This is a genomic window from Streptomyces sp. ATexAB-D23 (genome assembly GCF_000373645.1).
In the GTDB taxonomy this organism is placed as follows: domain Bacteria; phylum Actinomycetota; class Actinomycetes; order Streptomycetales; family Streptomycetaceae; genus Streptomyces; species Streptomyces castrisilvae.
On sequence record NZ_KB892057.1, the window covers coordinates 259,690 to 272,617 of the forward strand.

Consider the following 12,928-nt stretch of genomic DNA (forward strand, 5'->3'; position numbering starts at 1 on the left):
GCTGTGGCGCCCCCCATAACCTGGGCCAGGGGCTCAGTTTCCCCGCTTCTCTCCAGAAAGGTGCGGACCGGCGTGACCGACCGTCTCATCGTCCGTGGCGCTCGCGAGCACAACCTCAAGAACGTCTCGCTCGACCTCCCCCGCGACTCCCTCATCGTCTTCACCGGGCTCTCCGGGTCGGGCAAGTCGTCGCTCGCGTTCGACACGATCTTCGCCGAGGGCCAGCGGCGTTACGTGGAGTCCCTCTCCTCGTACGCCCGGCAGTTCCTCGGCCAGATGGACAAGCCGGACGTCGATTTCATCGAGGGCCTGTCGCCCGCCGTCTCCATCGACCAGAAGTCGACCTCGCGCAATCCCCGCTCGACGGTCGGCACCATCACCGAGGTCTACGACTACCTGCGCCTGCTCTTCGCCAGGATCGGCAAGCCGCACTGCCCCGAGTGCCGCCGCCCGATCTCGCGCCAGTCGCCGCAGGCCATCGTGGACAAGGTCCTCGGCCTGCCCGAGGGCAGCCGCTTCCAGGTGCTCTCGCCGCTGGTGCGCGAGCGCAAGGGCGAGTTCGTCGACCTCTTCTCCGATCTCCAGACCAAGGGGTACAGCAGGGCGAGGGTCGACGGCGCGACCGTCCAGCTCTCCGAGCCGCCCACGCTCAAGAAGCAGGAGAAGCACACCATCGAGGTGGTCATCGACCGCCTCACCGTGAAGGACAGCGCCAAGCGCCGGCTGACGGACTCCGTCGAGACCGCGCTGGGCCTCTCCGGCGGCATGGTCGTGCTGGACTTCGTCGACCTCCCCGAGGACGACCCCGAGCGCGAGCGGATGTACTCCGAGCACCTGTACTGCCCGTACGACGACCTCTCCTTCGAGGAGCTGGAGCCGCGCTCCTTCTCCTTCAACTCGCCCTTCGGCGCCTGCCCCGACTGCACCGGTATCGGTACGCGGATGGAGGTCGACCCGGAGCTGATCGTCCCCGACGAGGAGAAGTCCCTCGACGAGGGCGCGATCCACCCCTGGTCGCACGGCCACACCAAGGAGTACTTCGGCCGCCAGATCAACGCGCTGGCCGACGCCCTCGGCTTCCGTACGGACATCCCCTGGGCGGGGCTGCCGCAGCGCGCCAAGAAGGCCCTGCTGCACGGCCACAAGATCCAGACCGAGGTCCGCTACCGCAATCGCTACGGGCGCGAGCGCGCCTACACCACGCCGTCCTTCGAAGGCGCCGTCCAGTTCGTCAAGCGGCGGCACTCCGAGGCCGAGAGCGACTCCAGCAGGGAGCGCTTCGAGGGTTACATGCGCGAGGTCCCCTGCCCGACCTGTGAGGGCACCCGGCTCAAGCCGATCGTCCTCGCGGTCACCGTGATGGACAAGTCCATCGCCCAGGTCGCCGCGATGTCGATCAGCGAGTGCGCCGAATTCCTCGGCCGCCTCAAGCTGAACGCCCGCGACAAGAAGATCGCCGAGCGGGTGCTCAAGGAGGTCAACGAGCGGCTGAGGTTCCTGGTCGACGTGGGCCTGGACTACCTCTCGCTGAACCGCGCCGCGGGCACCCTGTCCGGCGGCGAGGCCCAGCGCATCCGGCTCGCCACCCAGATCGGCTCCGGCCTCGTCGGCGTGCTGTACGTGCTGGACGAGCCCTCCATCGGGCTGCACCAGCGCGACAACCACCGGCTGATCGAGACCCTGGTGCGCCTGCGCGACATGGGCAACACGCTCATCGTCGTGGAGCACGACGAGGACACCATCAAGGTCGCCGACTGGGTGGTCGACATCGGCCCCGGCGCCGGTGAGCACGGCGGCAAGGTGGTCCACTCCGGATCGCTCAAGGAGTTGCTGGCCAACGACAAGTCGGTCACCGGGCAGTACCTGACCGGCAAGAGGTCGATCCCGGTGCCCGACGTCCGGCGTCCCGTGGACCCCTCCCGGCTGCTCACGGTGCACGGCGCCCGGGAGAACAACCTCCAGGACATCGACGTCTCCTTCCCGCTCGGCGTGCTCACCGCCGTCACCGGCGTCTCCGGCTCGGGCAAGTCGACGCTGGTCAACGACATCCTCTACACCCACCTGGCCCGCGAGCTGAACGGCGCCAAGTCGGTGCCCGGCCGGCACACCCGGGTCGACGGGGACGACCTCGTCGACAAGGTGGTGCACGTCGACCAGTCGCCCATCGGTCGTACACCCCGGTCCAACCCGGCCACGTACACCGGCGTCTTCGACCACGTCCGCAGGCTGTTCGCCGAGACGATGGAGGCCAAGGTCCGCGGCTATCTGCCGGGCCGGTTCTCCTTCAACGTCAAGGGCGGCCGCTGCGAGAACTGCTCCGGCGACGGCACCATCAAGATCGAGATGAACTTCCTGCCCGATGTGTACGTCCCGTGCGAGGTCTGCCACGGAGCGCGCTACAACCGGGAGACCCTGGAGGTCCACTACAAGGGCAAGTCCATCGCCGAGGTGCTGGACATGCCGATCGAGGAGGGCCTGGAGTTCTTCGAGGCCGTCCCGACCATCGCCCGCCACCTGCGCACGCTCAACGAGGTCGGCCTCGGATACGTGCGGCTCGGCCAGTCCGCGCCGACGCTCTCCGGCGGTGAGGCCCAGCGGGTCAAGCTCGCCAGCGAACTCCAGAAGCGCTCCACCGGCCGCACGGTCTACGTCCTGGACGAGCCGACCACCGGTCTGCACTTCGAGGACATCTCCAAGCTGATCAAGGTGCTCTCCGGCCTGGTCGACAAGGGCAATTCGGTGATCGTCATCGAGCACAACCTCGATGTCATCAAGACCGCCGACTGGGTTGTGGACATGGGCCCCGAGGGGGGCAACGGCGGCGGCCTGGTCATCGCCGAGGGCACCCCGGAGTACGTGGCGGGCGTCCCCGCCAGCCACACCGGCAAGTTCCTCCAGGACATCCTGGGCTCGGACCGGGTCAGCGAGGCAGCCGTCCCGACGGCCCGCAAGCCCGCCAGGAAGACGGCGGCCCGGAAGACGGCCGCCGCGAAGACACCGGCGAAGACCGCGTCGGCCAAGGCGGCGGCGAAGAAGCCCGCGGCCAAGAAGACGGCCCGCGCCCGCAAGGCCTGACACCGGAGCGAAGCAGTGCGAGGCGGCGGCCCCTCCCGGGGGTCGCCGCCTCGCCGTACCCCGCCCCTGACCAGGCACGACCGGGCGGGACCGGCCCGCGCGCAGACCCGTCCTTCTCCGCCGGTATCGTCGGTTACCGCACCGATGCCGCCGCCGCCCCGGGCAGCTCCGGTACGGCCTCGCACTCTGCCCCTTCTGTCGCTTCGACCCGTGGAGACCGCATGTCCGGCCAGCCCGCCGCCCGCCGCACCGTGCTGAAGGGCGCCGCCCTCGCGGGCGTCGCCGGGCTGGGAGCGGCCGCCTGCTCGACCGACTCGAAGCTCGGCCACGCCGAGACGCCCACCCCCACCGCCCCCGTCGAACTCGGCGCGCCGGACGAGATCCCGGTCGGCGAGTCCAAGCTCTTCCGCGAGCAGCGCGTCATCGTCAGCTGCCCGGCCAAGGGGCAGTACAAGGCGTTCAGCGCCCAGTGCACCCACGCCGGCTGCCTGCTGGACAAGGTCGAGAAGAACGAGGGCCACTGCCCCTGCCACGGCAGCCTCTTCGACACGACGACCGGCAAGGCCGTCCACGGCCCCGCGACCGTGCCGCTGCCCTCCGTCCCGGTCCGCGTCGAGGGCGACAAGCTGATCGCGGGCCCCGACGCCTGACCCCACCGGGACCGGCCCCGCCAGGACCGGCCCCGGCGGGCCGGTCTACTCCCAGTCCCAGTCGATCCCGACCAGCCCCGGCCGCACCCCCTGCTCCACCAGATGCACGGTCCGGTGCCGGCCGGTGAGCGTGAGATCCGCCCGCGCGCCCCGGGGCGCGCCCGCCGACACCTGGGCGAAACTGCGGCACCGCACCGGCAGCGCCTCCTCGTCGAAGCCGACCTGGAGCACGTACTGCCCGCCGCCGAAGGTGAAGCCCCGCAGGTACTCGCCGCAGGGCCCTCCCGTACCGTCCTCGAAGCCGTAGCCGAACAGGTACGTGTCGCCCGCCCGCAGCCGGGTGTCGAAGAGCAGCTCGGCGACCAGCACCCCCGTCTCCCGGTCCCAGCGGACCCGGCCCGTGCGGCAGTTCTCCCGGGCGCTCACCACGACCTGCCCCGGATCGCAGCCCGGATCACCGATGTACACGGCGAGGTAGCGGTCGATTCCGTCCCGGTGGGCACGCACGACGTGCTGGGAGTCGCGGTGCTGCATCTGGCGGCCGGGCCCGATCCGCACCCGTTCCTGGTGGCCCACCGTGTGCAGCCCGCCGTCCGCAGGTGACTCCAGGTCCGCGAGCAGCCGCTCCACCGCCCCGGAGGCGTCCATCAGCGAGCGGTACGTCCTGGCCGGCGGGCGGTCGGTGTCCGGGCGGGACTCCGCCGCGTCCAGCAGCCCGAGCAGCGAGTTCACCGGCAGTCCGAGCACCTCCTCCAGCGCCTTCACGGCCCGCAGCGACTCCGGACGCTGCGGGCGGCGGGCGCCCTGCTGCCAGTAACTCAGGCTGGTCACCCCGACCTTGACCCCGCGGTGCGCCAGATGGTGCTGGACCCGCTGGAGCGGCAGCCCGCGCACCGACAGGGCGGTGCGCAGCGCCAGATGGAACGGTCCGGTGTGCAGCACCTGCGCCAGTTCGGCCTCGGTGTGCTGCATGGGTCCTCCAGGTGAACGTTCACGCCGGCCGGGCACGGGGCCGCGCCGGCAGGTGCCGGACCGCAGGTGGTCAGGGGGGCGCGTTCACGCCGGGGCCCCGGGCATTCACACCGCGGTGTTCACCCGCATTGAAGCGTGTTGACCCGTTCCCGACAACGGTTGATGCTCCTCCACAGCGTCCGGACGCGCTCCTTGGACCCCCACCCCCCGCCCCGGGAGGAACGCCATGCGCAACCGAAGAATCCGGCCGGCACGGCTGTCGGTGACAGCCGTTCTCGCCGCCGTCCTGCTCGCCGCGCCCACGGCGACCGCCACCGCCGCCGACCAGCCCCGCACCGCCACCGCCGCGGTCCTGGACCACCCGGCGGCCGCCGCGGCCCCGGACCGGGCAGCCACCGCCCCGACGGCCGCCCTCGCCGCCACCCGGCGGCTGAACATCACCATGCAGGCGCAGCAGAAGACCAACTGGTGCTGGGCCGCGTCCGGCAACACCATCGCCACCTGGTACGGCCGCAACTACAGCCAGAACGAGTTCTGCAACGCGGCCTTCGGCCGTGCCCAGGGCTACGAGTGCCCCAACTCGCAGGCCGCGCTCGACAACGTCCAGAACGCCCTGTACTGGGCCGGCATCAACCCCGGCTCGTACGTCAGCGGCTGGCTGCGCTACCCCACCGTGCAGGCCGAGATAGCCGCCGGACGGCCGGTGGAGACCCGCATCCAGTGGTCGTCGGGCGGCGGCCACATGCACGTGCTGTACGGGTACGACGACGCGAACAGCCTCGTCTACTGGGGCGACCCCTGGCCGTCCAGCAATCGCTACAACTGGGCCTCGCACGCCTGGTACGTGAACAACAACGAGTTCTCCTGGACCCACTCGCTCTACCGGATCGGGGCGTGACGGCATGACCACCACCCGTAACGCGCGCGGCACCCGCCCCGTCGCCGCCGCCCTGGCCGCCGCGGGCGTGCTGGCCGGCGCCGCCCTGCTCACCGCCGCCCCGCAGGCGGCCGCCGCCACCGGCCCGTCCACCACCCCCGCCGCCCTGGCCGCCGCCCACGACGCGGCCACTGACGCCACCACCCTGGACACCCTGTCCCGGTTCTTCGCCCGGGAGGGCGCCGTCAGCGAGGCGGCGGCCGCACCCCGCATCGAGGGCGCCGCCGTGCCCGTGCGCACCCTGTCCGCCGGCTTCGTCGCGGGGGAACCCGGGGCACCCATCGCCTCCCTGGACTACCTGGCCAGCACCGCCGTCTCGTCGGACGGGCAGAAGGCGTCGCTGTGGACGCTGCCCGAGCCGGGCAGGGACGGCGGCTACCAGGTGGTGAACATCGCCACCGGGGACGACGAGGCCCGGTACGCCGCGGCGGGCGCCCGCAAGCTGCCCGGCGGCGTCGTCTTCCACGAGCCCCAGATCGACGCCTGGTACGTCCAGAAGGGGAGCAAGGTGCTCCCGCTCGACCAGGACGCCGTCCGGGCGGTCGGCAAGGAGGGGACGACCCTCTCCGCCTACCGCGCCCGGGTGCGGGCCGCCTACGCCGACAAGCTCCCCGGCTCCGCCTACGCCCGCAAGGGCGAGGCCGGCGGCTACGGGCCCGCCGAGGCGAAATCCGCCCCGGTGAAGCCGTCCGGGCCCGCCATCGCCGCGGGCGGCGGCGCGGACACGGCCCTGACCGCGGGCTCCACCGCGGCCGCCGGGGGAGCCGTCGCCGTCCTCGCCCTCTGCGGCGTCACCGCCCTGCGGCTGCGCGGCCGCCGCAGGACCGGATGACGCGCACCCCATGACCCCGCGCTCCGGGACAGGTGACCCCACCCCTGTCCCGGAGCGCGGCGACATCCGGGCACCCCGCACTGTCACTGCCCGCAAGTAGGGTGGGAGACATGGCAGACCCCTCCAGCTACCGCCCCAAGCCGGGACAGATCCCCGACTCCCCGGGGGTCTACAAATTCCGCGACGAACACCGCCGGGTGATCTACGTCGGGAAGGCCAAGAGCCTGCGCCAGCGCCTGGCCAACTACTTCCAGGACCTCTCCGGCCTCCACCCGCGCACGCGCACGATGGTGACCACGGCCGCCTCCGTGGAGTGGACCGTCGTCTCCACCGAGGTCGAGGCGCTCCAGCTCGAATACTCCTGGATCAAGGAGTTCGACCCCCGGTTCAACGTCAAGTACCGCGACGACAAGAGCTACCCCTACCTCGCGGTCACGCTGAACGAGGAGTTCCCCCGGGTCCAGGTGATGCGCGGCGCCAAGAAGAAGGGCGTGCGCTACTTCGGCCCGTACGGGCACGCCTGGGCGATCCGCGAGACCGTCGACCTGATGCTGCGGGTCTTCCCCGTCCGTACGTGCTCCGCCGGCGTCTTCAAGAACGCCGCGCGCACCGGCCGCCCCTGCCTCCTCGGCTACATCGGCAAGTGCTCGGCCCCCTGCGTCGGCCGCGTCACCCCCGAGGAGCACCGCGAACTGGCCGACGACTTCTGCGACTTCATGGCCGGCCGCACCGGCACGTACATCCGCCGCCTGGAGAAGGACATGATGGCGGCGGCCGAGGAGATGGAGTACGAGCGGGCCGCGCGGCTGCGTGACGACGTCGAGGCGCTCAGGCGCGCCATGGAGAAGAGCGCCGTCGTCCTCGCCGACGCCACCGACGCCGACCTCATCGCGGTCGCCGAGGACGAGCTGGAGGCGGCCGTCCAGATCTTCCACGTACGCGGCGGCCGGGTGCGCGGCCAGCGCGGCTGGGTCACCGACAAGGTGGAGAACGTCGACACCTCCGGCCTCGTGGAGCACGCCCTCCAGCAGCTGTACGGCGAGGAGAGCGGCGACGCCGTCCCCAAGGAGGTCCTCGTCCCGGCCCTCCCCGAGGACCCCGAGGCGGTCTCCCAGTGGCTGGCGGACCGCCGAGGATCCCAGGTCAGCCTGCGCATCCCGCAGCGCGGCGACAAGAAGGACCTGATGGTCACGGTCCAGCGCAACGCCCAGCAGGCCCTCGGGCTGCACAAGACCAAGCGCGCCTCCGACCTCACCACCCGCTCCCGGGCCCTGGAGGAGATCGCCGGGGCCCTGGGCCTGGACACCGCCCCGCTGCGCATCGAGTGCTTCGACATCTCCCACCTCCAGGGCGACGACGTCGTGGCGTCCATGGTCGTCTTCGAGGACGGGCTCGCCCGCAAGGGGGAGTACCGCCGCTTCCAGATCAAGGGCTTCGAGGGCCAGGACGACGTCCGCTCGATGCACGAGGTGATCAGCCGCCGCTTCCGCCGCTACCTCCAGGAGAAGGAGCGCACGGGGGAGTGGGAGGAGACCCCGGCCCCCACGGGCCCGGCGCCCACCGGCCCCGTACCGGCGTCCGCCGAGCCGGCCGCCGAGGGGCCCCGCGAGGACGACGGCCGGCCCAGGCGCTTCGCGTACCCGCCGCAGCTCCTCGTGGTCGACGGCGGGCAGCCGCAGGTCGCCGCCGCCAAGCGGGCCCTGGACGAGCTGGGCATCGACGACATCGCCGTCTGCGGCCTCGCCAAGCGCCTCGAAGAGGTCTGGCTGCCCGATGACGACGACCCGGTGGTCCTGCCCCGTTCCAGCGAGGGGCTGTACCTCCTCCAGCGCATCCGCGACGAGGCCCACCGCTTCGCCATCACCTACCAGCGCGCCAAGCGGGCCAAGCGCATCCGCTCCAGCCCCCTGGACGCCGTCGCCGGTCTCGGGGACACCCGCAAACAGGCCCTGATCAAACATTTCGGCTCCGTGAAGAAGCTCAGGCAGGCGACAATCGACGAGATCTGCGAGGTTCCCGGGATAGGCCGCAGGACGGCGGAATCAGTGGCCGTCGCCCTCGCGGCGGCCGCCCCGGCCGCACCCGCCGTGAACACGGCCACAGGAGAGATCATGGAAGAGGACGACGGGGGCAGCACGACATGACTGACCACGAACATGAACACGGGCACGACCGCACCGACCGAACAGACGGAGCAGCAGACGTGAGTACGGGCACCTCGACCGAATCGGGTGACAGCGCGGCCGCCATCCCCGAGCTGGTGATCATCTCCGGCATGTCCGGCGCCGGGCGCAGCACCGCTGCCAAGTGTCTGGAGGACCTCGGCTGGTTCGTCGTGGACAACCTGCCGCCCGCGCTGATCCCCACCATGGTGGAGCTCGGCGCCCGCTCCCAGGGCAACGTGGCACGGATCGCCGTCGTCGTGGACGTGCGCGGCCGCCGCTTCTTCGACAACCTGCGCGAATCCCTCGCCGACCTGGACGCCAAGGGCGTCACCCGCCGGGTGGTCTTCCTGGAGTCCTCCGACGACGCACTGGTCCGCCGCTTCGAATCGGTCCGCCGCCCCCACCCCCTCCAGGGCGACGGCCGGATCGTCGACGGCATCGCCGCCGAGCGCGACCTGCTCCGCGAGCTGCGCGGTGACGCCGACCTGGTGATCGACACCTCCAGCCTCAACGTGCACGAGCTGCGCGCCAAGATGGACGCCCAGTTCGCCGGCGACGAGGAACCGGAGCTGCGCGCCACCGTGATGTCGTTCGGCTTCAAGTACGGCCTGCCGGTCGACGCCGACCTGGTGGTCGACTGCCGCTTCCTGCCCAACCCGCACTGGGTCCCGGAGCTGCGCCCCTTCACCGGGCTCAACGAGGAGGTCTCCTCCTACGTCTTCGACCAGCCCGGCGCCAAGGAATTCCTCAACCAGTACACCGAACTGCTCCAGCTCGTCGCCGCGGGCTACCGCCGTGAGGGCAAGCGCTACGTGACCATCGCCGTCGGCTGCACGGGCGGCAAGCACCGCTCCGTGGCCATGTCCGAGAAGCTGGCGGCGCGGCTCGCCACCGAGGGGATCGAGACCGTGCTCGTACACAGGGACATGGGGCGCGAGTGACCAGCCGCAATCTGCGCCTGCGCCGGCTGCGCGGTGCCACGCCCGCGTTCGCCAAGCGCAAGCGCGGCGCCCAGCCCAAGGTCGTCGCGCTCGGCGGCGGCATGGGCCTGTCCGCCTCCCTCACCGCGCTGCGGCGGATCACCGGCGACCTGACTGCCGTGGTCACCGTCGCCGACGACGGAGGCTCCAGCGGGCGGCTCCGCGAAGAGCTGGGCGTCCTGCCGCCCGGCGACCTGCGCAAGGCGCTGGCCGCCCTGTGCGGGGACGACGAGTGGGGCCAGACCTGGGCGCAGGTCATCCAGCACCGCTTCCAGTCCAAGGGCGACCTGCACGAGCACGCGGTCGGCAATCTGCTGATCGTCGCCCTGTGGGAGCAGCTCGGCGACCACGTCCAGGCCCTGGACCTGGTCGGCAAGCTCCTCGGCGCGCACGGCCGGGTGCTGCCCATGTCCGCCGTGCCGCTGGAGCTCCAGGCCCTGGTCAAGGGCCACGACCCCGACCGCCCGGAGGACGTGGACACCGTGCGCGGCCAGGCCACCGTCGCCCTCACCCCGGGCGAGGTGCAGTCGGTGCACGTGGTCCCGGCCGACCCGCCGGCCGTCCCCGAGGCGGTCGCCGCCGTGCTGGACGCGGACTGGGTGGTCCTCGGTCCGGGCTCCTGGTTCTCCTCGGTCATCCCCCATCTGCTCGTCCCCGAACTGCTGGACGCGCTGATCGAGACGAAGGCCCGCAAGGTCCTCTCACTGAACCTCGCACCGCAACCCGGTGAAACAGATGGCTTCTCACCGCAGCGTCATTTGGAGGTTTTGGGACGACACGCCCCTAAACTCGCCCTGGACGTGGTGCTGGCCGACGAGGCCGCCGTGCCCGACCGCGAATCACTCGCCGACGCAGCGAAAAGGCTCGGCGCCGCGGTCGAGCTGGCGCCCGTGGCCTCACCCGACGGCGTTCCGATCCATGATCCGGAGCTGTTGGCCGCCGCGTACGACCGTATTTTTCGGATGCATGGAAGGATCGGCCCATGGCGATGACGCCGGCGGTGAAGGATGAAGTCTCTCGGCTTCCCGTGACCCGGACCTGCTGCAGGAAGGCAGAGGTTTCGGCGATTCTTCGGTTCGCGGGTGGACTCCACCTGGTGAGCGGCCGGATCGTGATCGAGGCGGAGCTGGACACCGCGATGGCGGCGCGCCGGCTGAAGCGGGACATCCTGGAGATCTTCGGGCACAGCTCGGAGCTGATCGTGATGGCACCCGGCGGCCTGCGGCGCGGCTCGCGCTACGTCGTACGCGTGGTGGCGGGCGGCGACCAGCTGGCGCGCCAGACGGGCCTGGTCGACGGCCGGGGCCGCCCCATCCGCGGCCTGCCCCCGCAGGTGGTCTCGGGGGCCACCTGCGACGCGGAGGCCGCCTGGCGCGGGGCCTTCCTGGCGCACGGCTCGCTCACCGAGCCCGGCCGCTCCTCCTCGCTGGAGGTGACCTGCCCCGGCCCGGAGGCCGCGCTCGCGCTGGTCGGCGCCGCCCGCAGGCTCTCCATCGCGGCGAAGGCCCGCGAGGTGCGCGGAGTGGACCGGGTCGTCGTCCGTGACGGCGACGCGATCGGCGCCCTGCTCACCCGGCTCGGCGCCCATGAATCGGTGCTGGCCTGGGAGGAGCGGCGGATGCGGCGCGAGGTCCGCGCCACCGCCAACCGCCTCGCCAACTTCGACGACGCCAACCTGCGCCGCTCGGCCAGGGCGGCGGTCGCCGCGGGCGCCCGGGTGGGGCGCGCACTGGAGATCCTGGGCGAGGAGGTCCCCGAGCACCTCGCGGCGGCCGGCCGGCTGCGCATGGAGCACAAGCAGGCCTCCCTGGAGGAGCTGGGCGCGCTCGCCGACCCGCCGCTCACCAAGGACGCGGTCGCCGGGCGCATCCGGCGGCTCCTCGCGATGGCCGACAAGCGCGCCCAGGACCTGGGTATCCCCGGCACGGAATCCACTCTCAGCGAAGAGCTGGCCGACGGACTGGTCGGCTGACCCGCGTGCCCGGCGCCGGCGCCGCGGCGGGAACGGCCCGCGCACCCGCGGGCGTTGACGCTGCGTAATCGTCGCGAGGGGCCGGGGAAGGTGCCCGGAGGCCCGTATTCCTACTGGGGAGTACGGGCTTTCCGCGTCCGTCCGGCCGTGGCCGATGTCACCCCGACGGCTCCGGAGAGGTAGGGTCGTAGGCGGTCGGGGACATCCCATACAACTCGCCGGCGTCGAAAACCGGCGTACCTAACGAGGAGATCGGTTCGTGACGATCCGCGTAGGCATCAACGGCTTTGGCCGCATCGGTCGTAACTACTTCCGCGCGCTGCTGGAGCAGGGTGCGGACATCGAGATCGTGGCTGTCAACGACCTGGGTGACACTGCGACCACGGCCCACCTGCTGAAGTACGACACCATCCTGGGTCGTCTCAAGGCAGAGGTCAGCCACACCGCCGACACCATCACCGTCGACGGTCACACCATCAAGGTGCTCTCCGAGCGCAACCCGGCCGACATCCCCTGGGGTGAGCTGGGCGTCGACATCGTCATCGAGTCGACCGGCATCTTCACCAAGAAGGCCGACGCGGCGAAGCACATCGCGGGTGGTGCGAAGAAGGTCCTCATCTCGGCTCCGGCCAAGGAGGAGGACATCACTATCGTCATGGGCGTCAACCAGGACAAGTACGACGCGGCCAACCACCACGTCATCTCCAACGCGTCCTGCACGACCAACTGTGTCGCCCCGATGGCCAAGGTTCTCGACGAGAACTTCGGCATCGTCAAGGGCCTCATGACCACGGTCCACGCGTACACCAACGACCAGCGGATCCTGGACTTCCCGCACTCGGACCTGCGCCGCGCCCGCGCCGCCGCCGAGAACATCATCCCGACCACGACCGGCGCCGCCAAGGCGACCGCTCTGGTCCTCCCGCAGCTCAAGGGCAAGCTCGACGGCATCGCGATGCGCGTCCCGGTTCCGACCGGCTCCGCCACCGACCTCGTCGTGACCCTGCAGCGCGAGGTCACCAAGGACGAGGTCAACGCCGCGTTCAAGAAGGCCGCCGACGACGGCGACCTGAACGGCTTCCTGACCTACACCGAGGACCCGATCGTCTCCTCGGACATCGTCGGTGACCCGTCGTCCTGCACCTTCGACTCCTCCCTGACCATGGTCCAGGAGGGCAACACGGTGAAGATCCTCGGCTGGTACGACAACGAGTGGGGCTACTCCAACCGCCTCGTCGACCTGACCGTCTTCGTCGGCAGCCAGCTCTGACCGGCGCCGAACCGGCAGGCATCTCGATGTGAGCACGGGGCTCGAACAGCGCAACGCCGCGCCGTTCGAGCCCCC

Annotated in this window: 10 protein-coding genes; 9 read left to right on the top strand and 1 reads right to left on the bottom strand. The window is 71.3% G+C overall.

Translation table 11 applies throughout. The annotated features are described in order from the left end of the window. Positions 1 to 72 precede the first annotated feature (72 nt). Positions 73 to 3,075, top strand: a complete 3,003-nt coding sequence (gene uvrA, locus B082_RS0130940; RefSeq protein ID WP_018555674.1) for an excinuclease ABC subunit UvrA — start codon at positions 73 to 75, stop codon at positions 3,073 to 3,075. 221 nt (positions 3,076 to 3,296) lie between these two features. Beyond that, positions 3,297 to 3,725 carry a Rieske (2Fe-2S) protein gene (locus B082_RS0130945; protein ID WP_018555675.1) on the top strand — a complete coding sequence of 143 codons (429 nt, stop codon included), beginning with the start codon at positions 3,297 to 3,299 and terminating at the stop codon, positions 3,723 to 3,725. A gap of 45 nt (positions 3,726 to 3,770) precedes the next feature. Here B082_RS0130945 and B082_RS0130950 read toward each other — a convergent pair whose 3' ends face one another. Continuing rightward, positions 3,771 to 4,697 carry a hypothetical protein gene (locus B082_RS0130950; protein WP_018555676.1) on the bottom strand — a complete coding sequence of 309 codons (927 nt, stop codon included), beginning with the start codon at positions 4,695 to 4,697 and terminating at the stop codon, positions 3,771 to 3,773. 226 nt (positions 4,698 to 4,923) lie between these two features. Here B082_RS0130950 and B082_RS0130955 point away from each other — a divergent pair, with 226 nt between their 5' ends. The 7 genes from B082_RS0130955 to gap all read left to right on the top strand — a co-directional run bounded on the left by B082_RS0130955 (position 4,924) and on the right by gap (position 12,853). After that, positions 4,924 to 5,595 (top strand): papain-like cysteine protease family protein, encoded by a 672-nt coding sequence (locus B082_RS0130955; protein ID WP_018555677.1) that lies wholly within the window; start codon positions 4,924 to 4,926, stop codon positions 5,593 to 5,595. Positions 5,596 to 5,599: 4 nt separating this feature from the next. Beyond that, positions 5,600 to 6,466, top strand: a complete 867-nt coding sequence (locus tag B082_RS0130960) for a hypothetical protein (RefSeq protein WP_018555678.1) — start codon at positions 5,600 to 5,602, stop codon at positions 6,464 to 6,466. A gap of 110 nt (positions 6,467 to 6,576) precedes the next feature. Beyond that, a complete protein-coding gene (uvrC, locus tag B082_RS0130965) occupies positions 6,577 to 8,610 on the top strand; it encodes an excinuclease ABC subunit UvrC (protein ID WP_018555679.1) in 2,034 nt (677 codons plus the stop codon). Further along, entirely contained in the window at positions 8,607 to 9,572 is a 966-nt protein-coding gene (rapZ, locus tag B082_RS0130970; protein WP_026250370.1) for an RNase adapter RapZ, read from the top strand. The genes uvrC and rapZ overlap by 4 nt, the downstream gene beginning before the upstream one ends. After that, positions 9,569 to 10,603, top strand: coding sequence for a gluconeogenesis factor YvcK family protein (locus B082_RS0130975; RefSeq protein WP_018555681.1), 1,035 nt, complete (start codon positions 9,569 to 9,571; stop codon positions 10,601 to 10,603). The genes rapZ and B082_RS0130975 overlap by 4 nt, the downstream gene beginning before the upstream one ends. After that, entirely contained in the window at positions 10,594 to 11,583 is a 990-nt protein-coding gene (gene whiA / locus B082_RS0130980; protein WP_018104603.1) for a DNA-binding protein WhiA, read from the top strand. The genes B082_RS0130975 and whiA overlap by 10 nt, the downstream gene beginning before the upstream one ends. Positions 11,584 to 11,842: 259 nt before the next feature. Then, positions 11,843 to 12,853: a type I glyceraldehyde-3-phosphate dehydrogenase gene (gap, locus tag B082_RS0130985; protein WP_018555683.1), complete on the top strand. Its 1,011-nt coding sequence runs from the start codon at positions 11,843 to 11,845 to the stop codon at positions 12,851 to 12,853. Positions 12,854 to 12,928: the final 75 nt, after the last annotated feature.